The organism is Streptomyces sp. NBC_00510 (assembly GCA_036013505.1).
Taxonomy (GTDB): Bacteria; Actinomycetota; Actinomycetes; order Streptomycetales; family Streptomycetaceae; genus Actinacidiphila.
In genome coordinates, this window is the sequence record CP107851.1 from 7,739,275 (window position 1) to 7,759,665 (window position 20,391).

The 20,391-nt window shown below is 72.3% G+C and carries 18 protein-coding genes; 8 read left to right on the forward strand and 10 right to left on the reverse strand.

The window, feature by feature from the left end; translation table 11 throughout:
- The first annotated feature begins 39 nt into the window (after positions 1 to 39).
- A complete protein-coding gene (locus OG937_35040; protein WUD76537.1) occupies positions 40 to 2,259 on the forward strand; it encodes an NADP-dependent isocitrate dehydrogenase in 2,220 nt (739 codons plus the stop codon).
- Positions 2,260 to 2,343: 84 nt separating this feature from the next.
- Here the strand turns inward: OG937_35040 and OG937_35045 are convergent, their stop codons facing one another.
- Both OG937_35045 and OG937_35050 read right to left on the reverse strand, forming a co-directional pair.
- Complete coding sequence (locus tag OG937_35045) at positions 2,344 to 3,072, reverse strand: SRPBCC domain-containing protein (GenBank protein WUD76538.1); 729 nt, start codon at positions 3,070 to 3,072, stop codon at positions 2,344 to 2,346.
- 118 nt (positions 3,073 to 3,190) lie between these two features.
- A complete protein-coding gene (locus OG937_35050; GenBank protein ID WUD76539.1) occupies positions 3,191 to 3,856 on the reverse strand; it encodes a helix-turn-helix domain-containing protein in 666 nt (221 codons plus the stop codon).
- 300 nt (positions 3,857 to 4,156) lie between these two features.
- On the opposite strand from OG937_35050, the gene OG937_35055 reads away from it, so the two are divergent.
- From OG937_35055 to OG937_35070, 4 genes are all read left to right on the forward strand, one after another.
- On the forward strand, positions 4,157 to 4,999 hold the full coding sequence (locus OG937_35055; GenBank protein ID WUD76540.1) for an acyltransferase: 843 nt from the start codon (positions 4,157 to 4,159) through the stop codon (positions 4,997 to 4,999).
- Between the two features lie 16 nt (positions 5,000 to 5,015).
- Positions 5,016 to 6,416, forward strand: a complete 1,401-nt coding sequence (hydA, locus tag OG937_35060) for a dihydropyrimidinase (GenBank protein WUD76541.1) — start codon at positions 5,016 to 5,018, stop codon at positions 6,414 to 6,416.
- Positions 6,417 to 6,436: 20 nt separating this feature from the next.
- Positions 6,437 to 7,459 carry a TIGR03842 family LLM class F420-dependent oxidoreductase gene (locus tag OG937_35065; GenBank protein WUD76542.1) on the forward strand — a complete coding sequence of 341 codons (1,023 nt, stop codon included), beginning with the start codon at positions 6,437 to 6,439 and terminating at the stop codon, positions 7,457 to 7,459.
- Positions 7,460 to 7,529: 70 nt separating this feature from the next.
- A complete protein-coding gene (locus OG937_35070; protein WUD76543.1) occupies positions 7,530 to 9,062 on the forward strand; it encodes an NCS1 family nucleobase:cation symporter-1 in 1,533 nt (510 codons plus the stop codon).
- A gap of 37 nt (positions 9,063 to 9,099) precedes the next feature.
- Here OG937_35070 and OG937_35075 read toward each other — a convergent pair whose 3' ends face one another.
- The 6 genes from OG937_35075 to OG937_35100 all read right to left on the reverse strand — a co-directional run bounded on the left by OG937_35075 (position 9,100) and on the right by OG937_35100 (position 15,098).
- Positions 9,100 to 10,743, reverse strand: coding sequence for a PucR family transcriptional regulator (locus OG937_35075; protein WUD76544.1), 1,644 nt, complete (start codon positions 10,741 to 10,743; stop codon positions 9,100 to 9,102).
- Positions 10,744 to 10,827: 84 nt separating this feature from the next.
- Entirely contained in the window at positions 10,828 to 11,682 is an 855-nt protein-coding gene (locus OG937_35080) for an amidohydrolase family protein (protein ID WUD78991.1), read from the reverse strand.
- Positions 11,679 to 11,990, reverse strand: a complete 312-nt coding sequence (locus OG937_35085; GenBank protein ID WUD76545.1) for an L-rhamnose mutarotase — start codon at positions 11,988 to 11,990, stop codon at positions 11,679 to 11,681. The genes OG937_35080 and OG937_35085 overlap by 4 nt, the downstream gene beginning before the upstream one ends.
- Entirely contained in the window at positions 11,987 to 12,979 is a 993-nt protein-coding gene (locus OG937_35090; protein WUD76546.1) for an aldo/keto reductase, read from the reverse strand. The genes OG937_35085 and OG937_35090 overlap by 4 nt, the downstream gene beginning before the upstream one ends.
- Before the next feature lie 14 nt (positions 12,980 to 12,993).
- Positions 12,994 to 13,761 carry an SDR family oxidoreductase gene (locus OG937_35095; GenBank protein WUD76547.1) on the reverse strand — a complete coding sequence of 256 codons (768 nt, stop codon included), beginning with the start codon at positions 13,759 to 13,761 and terminating at the stop codon, positions 12,994 to 12,996.
- Complete coding sequence (locus tag OG937_35100; protein WUD76548.1) at positions 13,758 to 15,098, reverse strand: fuconate dehydratase; 1,341 nt, start codon at positions 15,096 to 15,098, stop codon at positions 13,758 to 13,760. Before OG937_35100 ends, OG937_35095 begins: the two co-directional genes overlap by 4 nt.
- 232 nt (positions 15,099 to 15,330) lie before the next feature.
- Between OG937_35100 and OG937_35105 the strand changes: the two genes are divergently transcribed.
- Genes OG937_35105 through OG937_35115 form a run of 3 tightly spaced genes read left to right on the forward strand, consistent with a single transcriptional unit; the run spans position 15,331 to position 19,038 of the window.
- On the forward strand, positions 15,331 to 16,383 hold the full coding sequence (locus OG937_35105) for a sugar ABC transporter substrate-binding protein (protein WUD76549.1): 1,053 nt from the start codon (positions 15,331 to 15,333) through the stop codon (positions 16,381 to 16,383).
- A gap of 34 nt (positions 16,384 to 16,417) precedes the next feature.
- Complete coding sequence (locus tag OG937_35110) at positions 16,418 to 17,989, forward strand: sugar ABC transporter ATP-binding protein (GenBank protein WUD76550.1); 1,572 nt, start codon at positions 16,418 to 16,420, stop codon at positions 17,987 to 17,989.
- Positions 17,990 to 17,991: 2 nt separating this feature from the next.
- Positions 17,992 to 19,038 (forward strand): ABC transporter permease, encoded by a 1,047-nt coding sequence (locus OG937_35115; protein ID WUD76551.1) that lies wholly within the window; start codon positions 17,992 to 17,994, stop codon positions 19,036 to 19,038.
- A gap of 25 nt (positions 19,039 to 19,063) precedes the next feature.
- On the opposite strand, the gene OG937_35120 is transcribed toward OG937_35115, so the two are convergent.
- Together OG937_35120 and OG937_35125 are read right to left on the reverse strand one after the other, a co-directional pair.
- A complete protein-coding gene (locus OG937_35120) occupies positions 19,064 to 19,498 on the reverse strand; it encodes a nucleoside deaminase (protein WUD76552.1) in 435 nt (144 codons plus the stop codon).
- Between the two features lie 2 nt (positions 19,499 to 19,500).
- The gene (locus OG937_35125) at positions 19,501 to 20,346 is read right to left on the reverse strand and encodes a TIGR03619 family F420-dependent LLM class oxidoreductase (protein ID WUD76553.1); all 846 of its coding nucleotides are present in this window, start codon (positions 20,344 to 20,346) and stop codon (positions 19,501 to 19,503) included.
- Positions 20,347 to 20,391 lie beyond the last annotated feature (45 nt).

Below are 20,391 nucleotides of genomic sequence, written 5' to 3' on the forward strand. Positions count from 1 at the left end.
GATGTCGAGCAATGTTGCAGACGTGGAGCGGAGCACCCGGTGACTGACTCGACCATCATCTATACGCACACCGACGAGGCGCCGGCGCTGGCGACGTACTCGTTCCTGCCCGTGATCCAGGCGTACGCCTCCACGGCCGGAGTCGCCGTGGAGACCCGTGACATCTCCCTGGCCGGGCGCATCATCGCGAGCTTCCCCGAGTACCTGGAGGAGGGCCAGCGCATCGCCGACGCCCTCGCCGAGCTCGGCGAGCTCGCCAAGACCCCGGCCGCGAACATCATCAAGCTGCCGAACGTCTCGGCCTCGATCCCGCAGCTGAAGGCCGCGGTCGCCGAGCTGCAGGCGCAGGGCTACGCGCTGCCGGACTACCCGGACGACCCGAAGTCCGACGAGGACAAGTACGTCCGCGCCCGCTACGACAAGATCAAGGGCAGCGCCGTCAACCCCGTCCTGCGCGAGGGCAACTCCGACCGCCGCGCCCCCGCGTCGGTCAAGAACTACGCCAAGGCGCACCCGCACCGCATGGGCGCGTGGTCGGCCGACTCGAAGACGAACGTCGCGCACATGACCGCCGACGACTTCCGTTCCACGGAGAAGTCCGCCGTCATCGCCGAGGACGGCGCGCTGCGCATCGAGCTGGTCGGCGACGACGGCACGACCACCGTGCTGCGCGAGTCGGTGCCGGTGCTCGCGGGCGAGGTCGTGGACGCCTCCGTCATGCGCGTCGCCGTGCTGCGCGAGTTCCTCGGCGAGCAGGTCGCCCGCGCCAAGGCCGAGGACGTCCTGTTCTCGGTGCACCTGAAGGCGACGATGATGAAGGTCTCCGACCCCATCGTCTTCGGCCACGTGGTCCGCGCCTTCTTCCCCAAGACCTTCGCCCAGTACGGCGAGACCTTCGCGGCGGCCGGCCTCACCCCGAACGACGGCCTCGGCGGCATCCTCAAGGGCGTCGAGTCCCTGGCCGACGGCGCGGCGATCAAGGCCTCCTTCGAGGCGGAGCTGGCCGAGGGCCCGGCCCTGGCCATGGTCGACTCCGACCGCGGCATCACCAACCTGCACGTCCCGAGCGACGTCATCGTCGACGCCTCGATGCCGGCCATGATCCGCACCTCCGGCCACATGTGGGGCCCGGACGGCCAGGAGGCCGACACCCTCGCGGTGCTCCCGGACAGCAGCTACGCCGGCATCTACCAGGCCGTCATCGACGACTGCCGCGCGCACGGCGCCTTCGACCCGGCCACGATGGGCTCGGTGCCCAACGTCGGCCTCATGGCGCAGAAGGCCGAGGAGTACGGCAGCCACGACAAGACCTTCGAGATCCAGCACACCGGCACCGTCCGCCTGGTCGACCAGGCCGGGAACGTCGTCCTGGAGCAGGCCGTCTCCGCCGGCGACATCTTCCGCGCCTGCCAGACCAAGGACGCGCCGATCAAGGACTGGGTCAAGCTCGCCGTCACCCGCGCCCGCGCGACCGGCGACCCGGCGGTGTTCTGGCTGGACGAGGAGCGCGCCCACGACGCGAACCTCATCACCAAGGTGAAGCAGTACCTGACGGAGCACGACACCGAGGGCCTGCGGATCGAGATCAAGTCCCCGGTCGAGGCGATCAAGTTCTCCCTCGACCGCATCCGCCGCGGCGAGGACACGATCTCCGTCACCGGCAACGTGCTGCGCGACTACCTGACCGACCTCTTCCCGATCCTGGAGCTGGGCACCAGCGCCAAGATGCTGTCGGTCGTGCCGCTGATGAACGGCGGCGGCCTCTTCGAGACCGGCGCCGGCGGCTCCGCGCCCAAGCACGTCCAGCAGCTGGTCAAGGAGAACTACCTGCGCTGGGACAGCCTCGGCGAGTTCCTCGCGCTCGCGGTCAGCTTCGAGCACCTGGCGACCACCACGGGCAACGCCCGCGCCCAGGTCCTGGCCGACACCCTCGACCGCGCCACGGGCACCTTCCTCAACGAGGACAAGTCGCCCAGCCGCCGGCTCGGCGGCATCGACAACCGCGGCAGCCACTTCTACCTGGCGATGTACTGGGCCCAGGAGCTGGCCGGGCAGACGGACGACGCCGAGCTGGCCAAGGCCTTCGGCCCGCTCGCCCAGACGCTGACCGAGAGGGAGCAGGTGATCGTCGACGAGCTGATCGCCGTGCAGGGCTCTCCGGCAGAGATCGGCGGCTACTACCAGCCCGACCCGGCCAAGGCCGCGGCCGTCATGCGTCCGTCCGCGACCTTCAACGAGGCGCTGGCGACCCTCGCCTGACGCGACCGGCAGCACGACGCGAACCGCCCCGGCTGGTGATCCAGCCGGGGCGGTCCCGTGCACGGGGCGCGGTGGGGCGCGCGGTTACGCGAAGACGCCGTCCAGCCACGCCTGCCAGCGCTGCCCGGCCCGCTCGCCGTCGGCGCCGGGGGCGAAGTCGTGCACGCTCACGCCGACCGGGGCGCCGAAGTGGTTGCGGCCGAAGACCCGGTACATCGCGTCGCCGGTCCGCAGGCCGACGAAGTACCGGTCGCGGTAGTCGACCACGGCCTCCACCGGCCCGGCGCCGGGCAGTTCGACACGCACCACGGCGCCCTCGGCCGCGTCGTCCGGCACCCCGAGGGCGCGGCTGACGGCCTCGAGGGCGTCCGGCGCGGTGGACGCGGCGGGGCCGCCCACGGTGGCGAAGGCGGCCGGCCGCCCGGTGAAGTGGGTCAGGTACTGGCGCAGGGTGTGCAGGTAGAAGTCGGTGTGCTTGCTCGCGCCGTCGTACTGGTTGTCCCAGTCGTCGACGAAGACGCCGCTGTGCACGTAGCGCACCCAGGCACCGCCGCCCTCGCGCTCCTCGACGACGTGCTCGAGCTGGTTGAAGAACTGGTTGTCGACGCCCTCCGGGCTCTCCGACCGGGCGATCAGGTGGTGCGGCGGGTCCCAGGCGGTGAGGGTGCCGCCGAAGGGCGCGGCGCCGCCCTTGCGCGGCTCGAACTCCTGGGGCCACAGCCAGCCGGCGGAACCGGTGGTGACGGCCTCCCAGACCTCCTCCGGGCTCGCCTCGGTCTCGAACTCGCGGACGATCTCGAATTCCTTGGACATGGTGCTGCTCGCTCCTCGGGGGACGGGCCCGGACGCCCGGACGACGTGGTGGGTGGTGGGGTGGTGGGGGGTGTTCGGCGGTGCGGTGCAGTGCGGGCCGGGACGGGTCACGGGCCGCTCACGGGGACTCCTCGACGGCGGCCGGCGTGGCCCGCCCGACGGCCGGTGCGGACTCCCCGGACGGCCCGGACGGGGGACCGGGTTCCTTGACGGTGGGGTGGAGCGCGACCACGATGCGGTGCTCGCGACCGCCCTCGCCGTCAGCGTCGTGGTACTTGGCGATCAGCGCGCTCACCCCGCGGGTCAGCTCCTCCACGAACGCGGCCCGGTCGGCGGCGGAGGCGAAGCGCACCTCTCCGTCGAGGGCGTACGTCGCGAGCCGCTTGCGGGCCCTGGCCGCACCGGTGATCAGGGTGCCGACGTCGCGGACGAGCCGGGCGGCGACGGCCAGCAGCCAGCGCGCGGACAGCTGGTCGCGGAAGCGCCCGGGGTCCGGCTGGACGGCGGCGAGCGCGAGCGGGGAGATCACGTACGAGGCCGCGGTGGCCCGCATCAGCCGTTCGGTGACGTTGCCCTTCCGGCGTTCGCCGGCAAGCTCGACCAGGCCGTGCGCCTCCAGCGTCCGCAGGTGGTAGTTCACCTTCTGCCGCGGCAGCCCGACCCGGGCGGCGAGCATGGCCGCCGACGCCGGCCCCTCCGCCAGCTCGGCGAGGAGGCGGGCCCGTACGGGGTCCAGCGTGGCGGCGGCGGCCGCCGAGTCCTCGATCACGCTCACGTCCAACATGGCCCCACCGTCTCACCGAAAAGTTTTTTTGTCCAGCCCACATTTCTTGTCGGTGAGTCGGGGACACCCGCCGGTAACGCCGGCGCCCGGGACGAAACACCGATTTCACCTGCCGCGCGAACGGACCTGACACCGCCGTGGGCCGTGTCCGCACAGGTGACGCGACGGAACGCCGGGGGCCCCAGCGCGTTACAGCGTGGTACTGCACCCCGCACCCCAGGGCTCCTAATGTCAGCCGTCAAGCGGCCCGGAGTTCACCTCCGCGGCCCGCTCATTGCCGCGACGTCGGAGGGAAGACCGATGAGTCGAGTAGTGCGCGCCGCGCTCGTCCAGACGAAGTGGACCGGCGACAAGGAATCGATGACCGACCTCCACGAGCGGTACGCCCGCGAGGCGGCCGCCCAGGGGGCGCAGGTCATCGGCTTCCAGGAGGTGTTCAACGCCCCGTACTTCTGCCAGGTGCAGGAGCCCGAGCACTACCGGTGGGCGGAACCGGTGCCGGACGGCCCGACGATCGTGCGGATGCAGGCGCTCGCCAAGGAGCTCCGCATGGTGATGGTGGTGCCGGTCTACGAGATCGAGCAGGCGGGCTTCTACTACAACACCGCCGCCGTGATCGACGCCGACGGCAGCTACCTCGGCAAGTACCGCAAGCACCACATCCCGCAGGTCAAGGGCTTCTGGGAGAAGTACTACTTCAAGCCCGGCAACCTGGGCTGGCCGGTCTTCGACACGGCCGTCGGCAAGGTCGGCGTCTACATCTGCTACGACCGCCATTTCCCCGAGGGCTGGCGGGCACTCGGCCTCGCCGGCGCCGAACTGGTCTACAACCCCTCCGCCACCTCGCGCGGGCTCTCCTCGTACCTGTGGCAGCTGGAGCAGCCGGCCGCGGCCGTCGCCAACGAGTACTTCGTCGCCGCCATCAACCGGGTCGGCCAGGAGGAGTACGGCGACAACGACTTCTACGGCACGTCCTACTTCGTCGACCCGCGCGGTCAGTTCGTGGGCGACGTCGCCTCCGACAAGGAGGAGGAACTCGTCGTCCGCGACCTGGACTTCGGGAAGATCGAGGAGGTCCGTCAGCAGTGGGCCTTCTACCGGGACCGCCGCCCCGACGCCTACGGCCCGCTGACCGAGGCCTGAGGGAGGGAGGGAACCGGTGAGCCGAACCCTGATCCGCGGCGGACTGGTCGTCACCGCCGCTGAGGAGGTCCACGCCGACGTCCTCGTCGAGGACGAGAGGATCGTCGCCCTCGCCACCACCGGCAGCACGGTCGCCGAGGGCTGGACGGCCGACACCGTGATCGACGCGACCGGGACGTACGTCATCCCGGGCGGTGTCGACGCGCACACCCACATGGAGCTGCCCTTCGGCGGCACCCACGCCTCGGACACCTTCGAGACCGGCACCCGGGCCGCCGCCTGGGGCGGTACGACGACGATCGTGGACTTCGCCGTCCAGTCGGTGGGCGAGTCGCTGCGTGCCGGACTCGACGCCTGGCACGCCAAGGCCGAGGGCAACTGCGCCGTCGACTACGCGTTCCACATGATCGTGTCGGACGTCAACGAGAACAGCCTCAAGGAGATGGACCTCCTCGTCGACGAAGGGGTCACCTCCTTCAAGCTGTTCATGGCCTACCCCGGCGTCTTCTACAGCGACGACGGCAAGATCCTGCGGGCCATGCAGCGTGGCGCGGCCAACGGCGGCCTGGTCATGATGCACGCGGAGAACGGCATCGCCATCGACGTCCTGGTCGAGCAGGCGCTGGCCGCGGGCAAGACCGACCCCCGCTACCACGGCGAGGTCCGGCGGGAGTTGCTGGAGGCCGAGGCGACCCACCGGGCCATCCGGCTGGCCGAGGTGGCCGGTGCGCCGCTCTACGTCGTCCACGTCTCTGCCCAGCAGGCGGTCGCGGAGCTGGCCACGGCACGCGACCGCGGCCTCAACGTCTTCGCCGAGACGTGCCCGCAGTACCTGTTCCTGTCCACGGACAACCTGGCCGAGCCGGACTTCGAGGGCGCCAAGTACGTCTGTTCCACGCCGCTGCGGCCCAGGGAGCACCAGACGGAGCTGTGGAAGGGTCTGCGGACCAACGACCTGCAGGTGGTGTCCACGGACCACTGCCCGTTCTGCTTCGTGGGGCAGAAGGAGCTGGGCCGGGGTGACTTCTCCAAGATCCCCAACGGTCTGCCGGGGGTGGAGAACCGGATGGACCTACTCCATCAGGCGGTGGTGGACGGGCACATCAGCCGGCGCCGGTGGATCGAGATCGCCTGCGCGACCCCGGCGCGGATGTTCGGGCTGTATCCGCGCAAGGGCACCATCGCGCCGGGCGCGGACGCCGACATCGTCGTCTACGACCCCGATGCGGAGCAGGTCATGTCCGCCTCCACGCACCACATGAACGTCGACTACTCGGCCTACGAGGGCCGGCGCGTACGCGGCAAGGCCCGCACCGTGATGTCGCGCGGCACCGTCGTCGTCGACCAGGACCGCTACCTGGGCCGGGCCGGCCACGGCCGCTACCAGACCCGCGAGACCTGCCAGTACCTCGTCTAGCCACCCCAGGGAGCAGAGCTATGGATTTTGGTCTCGTCCTGCAGACGGACCCGCCCGCGTCGGGGGTCGTGGAGCTGATGCGGCGCGCCGAGCGCAACGGCTTCACCCACGGCTGGACGTTCGACTCCACGGTGCTGTGGCAGGAGCCGTTCGTCATCTACAGCCAGATCCTGGCGCGGACGGAGCGGATGGTCGTCGGCCCGATGGTCACCAATCCGGGCACCCGTACCTGGGAGGTGACCGCCTCGACCTTCGCCACGCTGAACGAGATGTTCGGCAACCGGACGATCTGCGGCATCGGCCGGGGCGACTCGGCGATGCGAGTGGCGGGCCGCAAGCCCAACACCCTCGCCCGCATCGAGGAGGCGATGCACGTCATCCGCGAGCTCGCCGAGGGCCGCGAGGCCGACCTCGGCGGCGGGACGGTGGTGAAGTTCCCGTGGGTGCGGCCCGGTGCCGAACTGCCGGTGTGGATGGCGGCGTACGGGCCGAAGGCGCTGGCGATCACCGGGGCGAAGGCGGACGGGTTCATCCTGCAGCTCGCCGACGTCTACCTGACCGAGTGGATGGTCAAGTCGGTCAGGGACGCCGCGGTCGCCGCCGGCCGCGACCCCTCGCAGGTGAAGGTCTGCGTGGCGGCCCCCGCGTACGTCACCGAGGACGACTCCCCGCAGGCCCTGGCCCACGCCCGCGACCAGTGCCGCTGGTTCGGCGGCATGGTCGGCAACCACGTCGCCGACCTGGTGACCAGGTACGGCGAGGTGTCGAGCGCGGTCCCCCAGGAGCTCACGGATTACATCAAGGCCCGTGAGGGGTACGACTACTCGCACCACGGCCGCACCGGCAACCCCGACACCGCGTTCGTCCCCGACGAGATCGTCGACCGCTTCTGCCTCATCGGCACCGCAGAGCAGCACGTCGAGAAGCTGCGCGCCCTGAAGGCCCTCGGTGTCGACCAGTTCGCCCTGTACGACATGCAGGACGCCAAGGAGTCCACCATCGACGTCTACGGCTCCACCGTCATCCCCGCGCTCCGCGGCTGATCCCGGGCCCGCCATCCCCCCGCACGGCACGTTCGATCCCCGTTCCCCGCCTCGAACGAAGGGGGCTGCCATGACAGCCACCGCTCCACCCCCCGCCGGAAGAGCCGGGGCCGACGGCCGCGTCGAGCTCTCGCCCGACGCCGTCCCGTCCGGCCCCTACGCCAACGAGGACCTGCTCCCCGTTCCGCTCGCCAAGCGGAAGTGGACCACGTACAACTTCACCGCGCTGTGGATCGGGATGGCGCACAACGTCGCCTCCTGGACCCTCGCCTCGGGCCTGGTGGCCCTCGGCATGGACTGGAAGCAGGCGGTGCTCACCATCGCCCTCGCCAACCTCATCGTGCTCGTACCGATGCTGCTCACCGGCCACGCCGGTCCCAAGTACGGCATCCCGTTCCCGGTCTTCGCCCGCGCGTCGTTCGGGGTGCGCGGGGCCAACCTGCCCGCCCTGGTCCGGGCGGCGGTCGCCTGCGTGTGGTTCGGCATCCAGACCTGGATCGGCGGTTCCGGCATCTTCCTGCTCGCGGGGAAGCTCTTCGGCGACTCCTGGGCGACCGCCGGGACGATCGGCGGCTACCCGTGGACGCAGTGGCTCTCCTTCGTCGTCTTCTGGATCATCCAGGTCGCGATCATCGTGCGCGGCATGGAGATGGTGCGGAGGTTCGAGAACTGGGCGGCCCCCTTCGTCATCGTCGGCGCGATCGCGCTGCTGATCTGGATGAGCGTGAAGGCCGGCGGCTTCGGCCCGCTGCTCGACCAGCCCTCCGCACTCGGCTGGGGCGGTGACTTCTGGAAGGTCTTCTTCCCCGCCCTCATGGGCATGATCGGCTTCTGGTCGACCCTCTCCCTCAACATCCCCGACTTCACCCGCTACGCCGCCGGCCAGCGCGCCCAGCTGTGGGGCCAGTCCCTCGGACTGCCCACCACGATGACGCTGTTCGCGCTGCTGTCGGTGCTGGTGACCTCCGGCTCGCAGGCGGTGTATGGCGAGCCGATCTGGGACCCGGTGGCGCTGGCCGCGAAGCTCGACAACTGGGCCGCGGTGCTCTTCGCGCTGATCACGGTCCTGGTGGCCACCTTGTCGGTGAACATCGCGGCCAACGTGGTCTCGCCCGCCTTCGACCTCTCCAACATCGCGCCGCGCAGGATCAGCTTCCGCACCGGCTCGTTGATCACCGCGGTCGTGGGCGTCGTCATCTTCCCCTGGAAGCTGCTGGCCAGCCCGCAGGCGTACATCTTCACCTGGCTCGGCACCGTCGGCGGTCTGCTCGGCACGGTGGCCGGCATCCTCATCGCCGACTACTGGATCCTGCGCCGCACCCGGCTGGAACTGGCCGACCTGTACCGGACGGAGGGCCGCTACTGGTACGACGGCGGGTGGAACTGGCGGGCGCTGGCGGCGTTCGCGGTCGGCGGTGTCCTGGCCATCGGCGGCTCGCACTCCGGGCTCGACGCCAAGGGCGTCAAGCAGGGGCCGTTCCCCGTCGACGGGATGATCCCCTTCCTGAAGCCGCTCGCGGACTACGGGTGGGCCGTCGGCCTCGCCGCCTCCCTCCTCGTCTACCTCCTGCTCGGCCGTCTCGCGCCCGACCGCAGGAGCTGACCCCGCCGGTTCGCACCGGGGCCCGGGTCCGGTCCGCTCAGCGGCCGGACCCGGGCCCCGCGGCGCGCTGCGCCTCGTGCGCGAGCAGCGCCACGTACAGCGAGGTGAGCTGCTCCCAGTCGTCCAGGTCGATGCCGAGCAGCGACTCGATGCTCTGCAACCGCCGGTACAGGGCGGGCCGGCTGACGTGGTGGACCTGGGCGGCGGCCGACTTGTTGCGGCCCGTGGCCAGATAGGTGCGCAGCACCTCCAGCAGCGCGGGGTTCCCCAGCAGGGGCCCCAGCTCCCGCCCGATGAAGGCCTGCAGCTCCGGCTCGTCGCGCAGCAGGCGCACCAGGCCGCGCAACCGCACGTCGCGCAGCCGGGCCACCGGTGCCCCGGGCGGGCCGGCGACCGCCGCGTCCGCCACGTGCACCGCCTCGACGAAGGAACGGCGGACCTCGTCCAGCTCCCGGCAGCCGAAACCCGCGCCGGCCACCGCGGTACGGTGCCGCCCGGCGAGCTCCTCGTGCACCCGCACCGCCACCTTGTGCACGGCGGCGTCGGCGTCCTGACCGTACGGGATGCTCAGCAGGACCGCCGTGCCGGCGGAGCCGATCCGCGCCACCAGTCCGGCGACGCCGGGGTGCTCGGCCAGCACGTGCTCGATCAGCTCCGGCATGTCGTCCCGGCCCTCCGGCACCGCGCCGAGGGGGCGGACGACGACGGGCACGAAGGTGCGCCGGTTGACCGGGAGCCCCGCGGCGCGCACCCGGGTGACCAACTGCTCGGGGCGGGCCGTGCCCGTCGCCAGGTCGTGCAGCAGCGACTCGGCGGCCTGGTCCTCCCAGCCCCGGTCCTGGTCACCGAGGAGGCGGTGCATGGCGAGCGCCTCGGAGGCACGGGCGCCGAGCACCCGGCCGAACTCCTCCGGGCCGTGGTAGCCGAAGAGCACCAGGCGCCCCCACTGCCGGCCCCGCGCCTCCAGCGGGGCGACGACCCAGCCGTCCGGGCCGACCGTCACCGCGCCGCTGCCGGCCAGTTCGGCGACCTGACCCGAGACCCGCTCCCAGTCGCGCAGCAGGTCGTTGAGCGAGCCCTTGTTCCCGGCCGAGGCCAGCACGCGCTGCGCGAGGTTGACGACGACGGCCGGACATCCGCTGTGCGCCGCTATCTCGTCCAGGACCTGCTGGAGGCTGGCGCCGGAGAGGTTGAGCGCGGTCAGCGAGGAGCGGACCCGGTCGGAGAGGTCGAGCGCGGCGAACCGGCCGTGCACCAGCCGCGCGTGCACCTCCTCGGTGAGCCGCGCGAACGGTGCCGGCCGGTGCAGCACGATCAGCGGCACCCCGCAGCGCTCGGCGGCCCGGCGCATCGGCTCGGGCGTGGTGCGGAACGCCCGGCCGAGGCCCAGGACGACCGCCGCGACGTCAGCGCGCTGCATCGACTCGACGTACTCGCGCTGCGCCCGCTCGTCGCCCGCCAGCAGCAGTCCGGTGGTCAGCACCATCTCCCCGCCGCTGAGCATGACCCCGACGTCCAGGGCCTCGGCCACGTGCAGCCAGCGCACCGCGCGGTGCAGATGGGCGGAACCGGCCACGACCTCCGGCACCCAGGGCGTCACGAGGTCGAGGTCGAGGACGTCGCGCACGGTGAGCCGCCCCGCCGCGCTCGCCGGGGGTGTGTCCGGTCTGCCGTCGCTCACGCGCCCACGCCCGTCCCTCGTGCTGCCAGGGGTGGGAGTCTAGTCACCCGCACCCCGCCCGGGGCCGGTCCGCGCGCGGGGGGATCAGAGGCCGTAGACGCGCCGGGCCGTGCCGGAGAAGACCTCCCGCCGCTCGCCGTCGTCCAGTCCGCCGGTCAGGGCGTGGGCGGTGTCGACCACCTCGGCGTAGGAGGCGGCGAGCCGGCACACCGGCCAGTCGGAGCCGAACATCAGGCGGCCGGGCCCGAAGGCGTCGAGCACGGTGGCGGCGTAGGGCGCGAGGTCCTCGGTGGTCCAGCTGTCCCAGTCGGCCTCGGTGACCATGCCGGACAGCTTGCACACGGTGTTGGGCCGCGCGGCGAGCGACCGCAGGTCGTCGCTCCATGGCCGTGTCCCGCCCTCGGAGATGGGCGGCTTGCCCAGGTGGTCGAGGACGAACACCAGCTCGGGCACGAGGCCGGCGGCGCGGGTCGCGGCCGGGAGCTGGTGGGCGAGCACCACCAGGTCGTAGACGAGTCCCGCGTCGGCCACCGCGCGCAGCCCGCGCAGCACGTCGGGACGGAGCAGCCACTCGGGGTCGGGTTCGCCCTGCACCTGGTGGCGGATGCCCACCAGGTGCTCGCCGCCCGGCAGTTCGCGCAGGGCGGCGAGCCGGTCCGCGACCGCGGGGTCCGTCAGGTCGGTCCAGCCGACCACCCCGGCCACCAGGTCGCTGCCCGCGGCCAGCGCCAGGAACTCCGGGGTCTCCGCGGCCACCGTGACGGTCTGGACGAGGACGGTCGCGGTGACCCCGGCGGCCTTCGTCTCCGGCTCCAGGTCGGCGAGGGTGAAGTCGCGGCGCAGCGGGGCCAGCCGCTCCCCGGTGATCCAGTCCTGGTCGCGCACCGACAGGTCCCACAGGTGGTGGTGCGCGTCGACGATGCCCTCCACCGCGGTCACAGCTGCCACACCACCGGCAGCGGCGCCCCCGCGCCCTCGGCGGAGTAGTCGTGGGCGACCTCCAGCAGCTCCGCCATCCGCGCCTGCCAGGCGATGTTGACGGGCAGCCGTTCCAGCGCGGCGAGCATCGCCGGGTAGTCGTCGACGTCCAGCAGGTGGAAGAGGTCGCCGCCGCTGCGCCAGATCGTCCACTCCCGCACGCCCGCGCCGCTGATGGCGGCGGTCAGTTCAGCGGGCACCTCACGGTGCGCCGCCTCGTACGCGGCGATCCGGTCCGCTCGCACCTTCGTGTGCAGGGCGACCCTCATGACACCTCCTCATCCGGTACGGGTACGTCCGCGCGGAGCAGGCCCTCGGCGCGCAGGTCGGCCCACATCGGGGCCGGGAGCGGCAGCCGCAGCATCGCCGCGGTGTCCCGTGCCTCCTCGGCGGAGCGCAGCCCCACCAGCGTGCTCGCGACGGCGGGATGGGCCGCGGGGAAGCGCAGGGCGGCCGCGCGCAGCGGCACGCCGTGCCGGCCGGTCACCGACCGCAGGTGGCGGGCGCGGGCGAGCACGGGCTCCGGGGCGGGGGCGTAGTCGTACGTGGCGTCCTCGCCCGGGTCGATCAGCAGGCCCGAGTTGAAGGCGCCGCCGACGACCACGCTCGCGCCGCGGGCCGCCGCCAGCGGCAGCACCTCGGCCAGGCCCTCCTGTTCCAGCAGCGTGTAGCGGCCGGCCATCAGCACCACGTCGACGTCGGTGTCCCGCAGGAAGCGGGCGAGCATGGCGGTCTGGTTCATGCCCGCGCCGATCGCCCCGACCACGCCCTGCGCGCGCAGTTCCTCCAGCGCCGGGTACGCCTGCCCGAAGGCCTCCTCGGCGTGGTCGTCGGGGTCGTGGAGGTACACCACGTCGACACGGTCCAGGCCGAGGCGTTCCAGACTCGCCTCGACGGAGCGCCGGATGCCGTCGGCGCTGAAGTCCCAGACGCGGCGCAGCCCGGCGGGTACGGCGAAGCCGTTCGCCAGGTCGTCCCCGCCCGGTCCGCCGGGCTCCAGCAGCCGCCCGACCTTGGTGGAGACGGTGTATTCGGCCCGCGGCCGGTCGCGCAGGGCGGCGCCGAGCCGGCGTTCGGACAGACCGAGCCCGTAGTGGGGCGCGGTGTCGAAGTAGCGGACGCCTGCGTCCCAGGCGGCGTCCACGGCCGCGCGGGCGGCGTCGTCGGCGACCGGGGTGAAGAGGTTGCCGATCGGGGCGGCGCCGAAGCCCACCTCGGTGACGGCGACTTCGCTGCGGCCCAGGGTGGTGGTGCGCATCGCGGTCCGGGCCCTCACTTCCCGGCCGGGCGCAGCCGGAGCCCGGCCATGCCGCCGTCCACGGCGAGCGCGGTGCCGGTGACGGAGGCCGCGGCGGGGCTCGCCAGGTAGACGATGGCGGCGGCGACCTCGTCGGCGGTCACCAGACGGCCCATCGGCTGCCGGGCGTCGAGGGCGGCGCGTTCCGCCTCGGGGTCGTCGGCGGCGTCCAGCAGCCGGGCCACCCACGGGGTGTCGGCGGTGCCGGGGTTGACGCAGTTGACCCGGATGCCCTCGCGGACGTGGTCGGCGGCCATCGCCAGGGTCAGCGAGAGCACGGCGCCCTTGCTGGCGCTGTACAGCGCGCGCTGCGGCAGCCCGGCGGTGGCGGCGATGGAGCAGGTGTTGACGACCGCGGGACGGGCCGAGCGCCGCAGATGCGGGAGCGCGGCGCGGGTGGTGCGCACCATCCCGAGCACGTTGACGTCGAGCACGCGGTGCCACTGCTCGTCGGGGTTGTCCTCGACGGTGCCCGCCGCCCCGATGCCCGCGTTGTTGACCAGGACGTCGAGGCCGCCGAGGGCTTCCGCCGCGGCGTCCACGGCGGCGCGGGTGGAGGCGTCGTCACTGACGTCGGCCTTGAAACCCGTCAGCTGCGCCGGCAGTCCGTCCGGCGCCAGGTCCAGTACGGCGACGCGGGCGCCGCGCGCGGCCAGCAGCCGCGCGGTCGCCAGCCCGATCCCGGAGGCGCCGCCCGTGACCAGGGCCCCGAGGCCCTCCAGGTCGCGCAACTCCTCGCTCATGCCGTCCCACCTTCCTGCCGTGCCCGGTCGGCCACCCAGAACGTACCGTCGGGGTAGTGGTACGCGTCGATCGATTCCGGCCTCATCTGCGCGGAGAAACCGGGTGCCTCCGGAGCGGTGTAGTGGCCGCGGCGCATGACGACCGGCGTGGTGAAGTGCTCGTGGAGGTGGTCCACGTACTCGATGGAGCGGTCCTCGGTCGTCCCGGCCAGGGCCACGAAGTCGAACATCGACAGGTGCTGGACCAGCTCGCACAGGCCGACGCCGCCGGCGTGCGGGCACACCGGGACGCCGAAGGCGGCGGCCAGCAGCAGGATGGCCAGGTTCTCGTTGACCCCGCCGACCCGCGCCGCGTCGATCTGCAGCACGTCGATCGCGCCGGCCTGCAGCAGCTGCTTGAACACGATCCGGTTCTGCACGTGCTCGCCGGTGGCGACCCGTACCGGCGCGACCGCCTTGCGGATCGCGGCGTGGCCGAGGACGTCGTCGGGGGAGGTGGGCTCCTCGATCCAGTACGGGTCGAACTCGCCCAGCGCGGTGACCCATGCCACGGCCTCGGCCACGCCCCACCGCTGGTTGGCGTCGATCGCGATGCGCACGTCCGGGCCCACGGCGGCGCGGGCCGTGCGCATGCGCCGTACGTCGTCGCCCAGGTCTGCGCCGACCTTCAGCTTGATCTGGGTGAAGCCGTCGGCCACCGCCTGCTCGGCGAGGCGGGTCAGCTTCTCGTCGGAGTAGCCGAGCCAGCCGGGCGAGGTGGTGTAACCGGGGTAGCCGTGCTCCAGCAGCTCGGCGGTGCGCACGGCGGCGCCCTTCCGGCCCGCACGCAGCAGTTCCAGCGCGCGCTCGGGGGTGAGGGCGTCGGCGATGTAGCGGAAGTCGACCTGGGAGACGAGCCATTCGGGCTCGGCCTCGGCCAGCAGCCGCCACAGCGGCAGGCCCCGGCGCTTGGCGGCCAGGTCCCACACGGCGTTGACGACGGCTCCGATCGCCATGTGCATCACGCCCTTCTCGGGCCCCAGCCAGCGCAGCTGGCTGTCGCCGGTCAGGTCGCGGGCCACGGAGCCGGGATCGGCGCACAGCTCCTCGACCGGCCGGCCGACGAGATGGGGGCGGAGTGCCTCGATCGCCGCGACCTGGACGTCGTTGCCCCGGCCGATGGTGAAGACGAAGCCGTGTCCCTCGTGGCCGTCGTCGGCATCGGTCCGCAGCACCACGTACGCGGCGGAGTAGTCGGGGTCCGGATTCATCGCGTCCGAACCGTCGAGCTCCCGTGAGGTGGGGAAGCGGATGTCGTGGGTGTCGATCGCGGTGATGCGGGCGGAGGTTGCGGACAAGTGGCTGCCTTTCACGCTCGGCCTGGCCAAGACATCGGAGGTCTCGCGCCACGGTGACTCTAGGCCTCCGGGACGGGGCTGGCAATCCATTCCTCGGATGTCTCGTCCCTCGAACTCCATTCGATCGTGTCCGTATAAGGGGTTGTCAGGGTCGCGGGACGGACTTACCTTCCTGTCGTCCGGGATACCTCGGATGAATCGCCCCGGCTTACCCGGACAGGGAGAACACGGCATGAAGCCCGCCCGCACGCGCTCCACCGCCGCGATCGCCGCGGCCGTTCTCGTCACGGCCGCACTCGCCACCGCCTGCAACCGCGGCAGCACCGGCACCGCCGCCGGCTCCGGCGACGACAAGCCCGCCATCGGCATCGACCTGCCACGCTCGGACTCCGACTTCTGGAACTCCTACGCGCAGTACGTCGAGAAGGGCATCGAGGACGACGGCCTGAACGCGCTGCCGCGGAGCAACTCGCAGAACGACATCACCAAGCTCGTCGCCAACGTCCAGGTCTTCCAGAACACCGGGGCCAAGGCCGTCGTCATGGCCCCGCAGGACACCGGCGCCATCGCCTCCACCCTCGACACCCTCGCCGGCAAGAAGATCCCCGTGGTCAGCGTGGACACCCGCCCCGACAAGGGCGACGTCTACATGGTCGTCCGCGCCGACAACAAGGCGTACGGCACCAAGGCCTGCGAGTTCCTGGGCGAGCAACTGGGCGGCAAGGGCAAGGTCGCCGAGTTCCAGGGCGCCCTGGACTCCATCAACGGCCGCGACCGCTCCGAGGCGTTCGCGGCGTGCATGAAGGAGAAGTTCCCCGGCATCACGGTCTTCGAGCTGCCCACCGACTGGAAGGGCGACGTCGCCTCCGCCAAGCTGCAGAGCCTGCTCGCCCAGCACCCCGACCTGAACGGCATCTACATGCAGGCGGGCGGTGTCTTCCTGCAGCCGACGCTGGCCCTGCTCAAGCAGAAGGGCCTGCTCAAGCCGGCCGGGCAGAAGGGCCACATCAGCATCGTCTCCAACGACGGCATCCCGCAGGAGCTGGACGCCATCCGCAAGGGCGAGATCGACGCCACCGTCTCCCAGCCCGCCGACCTCTACGCCAAGTACGCGCTGTACTACGCCAAGGCCGCCGCGGAGGGGAAGACCTTCAAGGCGGGCCCCACCGACCACGACTCGACGATCATCAGCATCCCCAACGGCCTGGAGGACCAGCTTCCCGCGCCGCTGGTGACCAAGGAGAACGTCGACGACAAGGCCCTGTGGGGCAACAACATCGGCTGACCGTCCGTCCGCACCCGAAGAACGGAAGACCACCATGGCGGACCCCGCCACCGCGCCGCCGGCCGTGGCCGAGGCGACCGGGATCAGCAAGCGGTTCGGCGCCACCGTGGCGCTGCGCGACGCGGGCATCTCGGTCGCCCCGGGCGAGTCGCACGCCCTCGTGGGCCGCAACGGCGCCGGCAAGTCCACCCTCGTCGGCATCCTCACCGGCCTCCAGCAGCCCGACGACGGCACCCTGCGCTTCTCGGGCGAACCGGCGCCCTCCTTCGGCGACACCGACGCCTGGCGCTCCCGGGTCGCCTGCGTCTACCAGCGCTCCACCGTCATCGGCGACCTCTCCGTCGCCGAGAACCTCTTCCTCAACCGGCAGAGCCCCGGCGCGCTGCGCCCCATCCGGTGGACGGCACTGCGCCGCCGCGCGGCCGAACTGCTCGGCGAGTACGGGGTCGACATCGACCCCGCCGCACGCGCCCGCGACCTCAGCGTCGAGCAGCGGCAGTTCGTCGAGATCGCACGCGCCCTGTCCTTCGGCGCCCGCTTCATCATCCTCGACGAGCCCACCGCCCGGCTCGACGCCCGCGGCATCACCCGGCTCTTCGACAAGCTCCGCGACCTGCAACGGCAGGGCGTGGCGTTCCTCTTCATCTCGCACCACCTGCAGGAGGTCTACGACCTCTGCACCACCGTCACCGTCTACCGGGACGCCCGCCACGTCGTCACCGCCCCGGTGGCCGAACTGGACCACGACGCCCTGGTCGAGGCGATGACCGGGGAGAGCGCCGCCGCGCCCGCGGCGGGCGCCCCGGCGGGCGGCCGGGCGGCGGCCACCGGGGGCGCGCCGCTGCTGGACGTGACCGGCCTGACCCTGCGCGGCGCCTACGCCGACGTCCGCCTGGAGGTCCGCGCCGGTGAGGTCGTCGGCCTCGCCGGGGCCACCGCCAGCGGCAACGTCCGGCTGGGGGAGACCCTCGCCGGACTGCACCGCGCCGACGCCGGGCGGATCACCGTCGCGGGCCGGGAGGTGCGTGGCTCCGGCGTCCCCGCCGCCCTGGCCGCAGGGGTGGGCCTGGTCCCCGAGGACCGCCACCACCAGGGCCTGGTCGGCACGCGCAGCGTGGCCGAGAACGCCACCCTCACGGTGACCGACCAGCTCGGGCCGTTCGGCACCGTACTGCCCTCGCGGACCCGCGAGTTCGCCGAGCGCATGATCAAGGACCTGGACATCAGGACGCCGGGCGCGGCGACCTCCGTCTCCGCGCTCTCCGGCGGCAACCAGCAGAAGGTCGTGGTCGCCCGGGCCCTGGCCACCGACCCCCATGTGCTGGTCGCGGTACGGCCCACCAACGGGGTGGACGTGCGGTCCAAGGAGTTCCTGCTGGGCAGGATCCGCAAGGTCGCCGACGACGGCCGGGCCGCGCTGGTCGTCTCCGACGAGCTGGACGACCTCAGGGCGTGCGACCGGATCGTGGCGATGTTCCACGGCCGGGTGGTCGCGGAGTTCGGCCGGGGCTGGCGCGACGAGGACCTGGTCGCCGCCATGGAGGGCGTGGCCGCCCGTCCCGCGCAGGAGCGGGACACCGAGCAGGGAGAGGAAGAGGAAGGGTAGCCATGTCCACCACCACTGACGTCACCGAGCCGCCGGTGCCCACCGCCGAGGCGGCCGCGGCCGGGACGCCGCGCCGCGTACCGGGCGGGATCGCCCGCTTCCGCGAACTGTCCCTCGTCCCCGCCATCCTGGTGCTGGGCGTCATCGGCTTCATCGTCTCGCCGGCGTTCCTCACCTCCGACAACCTCATCGGCGTCGCCCAGCAGTCCACCGAACTCAGCCTGCTCGTGCTGGCCCAGGCGCTGATCCTCATCGCGGGACGGATGGACCTGTCGCTGGAGTCCACCATCGGCGTCGCGCCCGTCATCGCCGTCTGGCTCGTCCTGCCCTCCGCGGGCGGCCGCTTCACCGGACTGGAACTGCTGCCGGTCTGGACGGCGATACCGCTGTGCCTGCTGGTGGGCGCGCTCATCGGCGCCGTCAACGGCTTCTTCATCCTCAAGCTGCGGCTGAACGGCTTCATCGTCACCCTCGGCGCGCTCACCATGCTGCGCGGGCTGCAGATCGCCATCTCGGAGGGGCGTTCCATCGTCGAGCTGCCGGCCTCCTTCACCTACCTCGGCCACGCGTCCTGGGCCGGCGTGCCCGCCGCGATCTGGGTCTGCGCCCTGCTCTTCGCGGTCGGCGGCTGCGCGCTCGCCTGGCTGCGGCACGGCCGGGCGCTGTACGCGATCGGCGGCAACCCCGAGGCCGCGCGCACCGCGGGCATCCGGGTGGACCGGATCACCTGGGTGGTGCTCATCGTGGGCGGCGTGCTCGCGGCCTTCGCGGGCGTGCTCTACAGCGGGCACTACGGCTCGATCTCCGCGGACCAGGGCAGCGGCTGGATCTTCCAGGTCTTCGCCGCGACCGTCATCGGCGGGGTCAGCCTCAACGGCGGCCGCGGCACGCTCTTCGGGGCGCTGACCGGTGTCCTCACCCTGCAGCTCGTCGTCAACGTGATGACCCTGGCGGGCGTGCCCCCGCTGTGGAACCAGTTCCTCAACGGGGCCATCATCATCGTCGCCCTGATCATCTCCCGCTTCGCCTCGGGCGAGAAGCAGGAGTGAGACCGCGGGACGGGGGCCGGCGGGATCAGTAGTAGCCCTCGACCGGGACGCGGGCCTCGTCGTACAGGGCCGGGCCGTCCTGCGGCACATGCGGGAAACCGGCCTTGGCGGCGGGCGACTTGAGCCCGGTGAGCTGGTCGGTGGACAGGGCGTAGACGACCCGGCCCAGGCCCGAGCGCTCGATGGCGCCCGCGCACATCCCGCAGGGCTGGCAGCTGGTGTACAGGGTGGTGGCGGCCGCGGTGGCCGGATCGAGCTCCCGGGCCGCCCACCGCGCCAGCTTCAGCTCGGGGTGGGCGGTGATGTCGTCGTCGCTCAGGCTGCTGTTGCGGTCCTCGGCGAGCACCGTGCCGTCCGGCCCGGCCAGCAGCGAGCCGAAGGGCGGGTTGCCGGACGCACGGGCCTCCGCGGCCAGTTCGACCGCCCGGCGCAGCAGCCGGGTCGTCATCTCGTCGGTCATCGTCACTCCGTTCGTGAGCGGTGGGCGGCGACGGCCGCGAGCGCCTGCCACGCCGTCTGCGGGCGCAGGATCTCGCGGGGGTCGCCGTTGAAGGGGTCCAGGACGACGGTGTCCGCGCCGAGCGCCCGCAGTCCGTCGAGGTCGGCGGTGATCTGGTCGAGGGTGCCCTCGCCGGCGAGCCGGTCCGGCCCGGTCACCGGCTCCGCCGTGAGCCGCAGCGCGATGCGCGGCGTGAGGGCGGGTAGGGGCCGTCCCTGTTCGCGTGCCTGAGAGGCGAGGTCGTCGACGGCCTCGCGCAGCCAGGGCAGGGTGAACCGCAGCGGATGCCACGCGTCACCGACGCGGACCGCCCGCCGGCGTCCCGCCGCGCTGTTGCCGCCGATCCAGAGCGGCACGGGGCCGCCGGCGTAGTCCGCCTCGTCCTTCCAAGCCTCGCGCAGTGCCGTCAGGTACTCGTCCGTCAGCGCGCCGCGCCGTTCGTAGGGGACGCCGAGCGCCGCGAACTCCTGCCGCGCCCAGCCGACGCCGACGCCGAGCACCAGCCGCCCGCCGCTGAGCGCGTTGAGGTTCGCGGCCATCCGCGCCGTCAGCAGTGGATGCCGGTACGGCAGGATCAGCACCGTCGTCCCCAGCCGGATCCTGTCGGTGACGCCCGCGAGCCAGGACAGGGTGGTGAAGGGCTCGTAGAAGGGCGCCGGGTACTGCTCCGCCACGTCCGGCGTCACCACGACGTGGTCGGAGACCATCAGCAGGTCGAAGCCGAGACCCTCCACCGTCCGCGCCCAGTCGCGCAGCACGCCGGGGTCGGTTCCGGGCCCGAAATTGGGGACGTTCACGCCGATTCGCACTCGATCAGGCTATCCAGCCGGAGGTCCCGTCCGGAAGGCATTCCT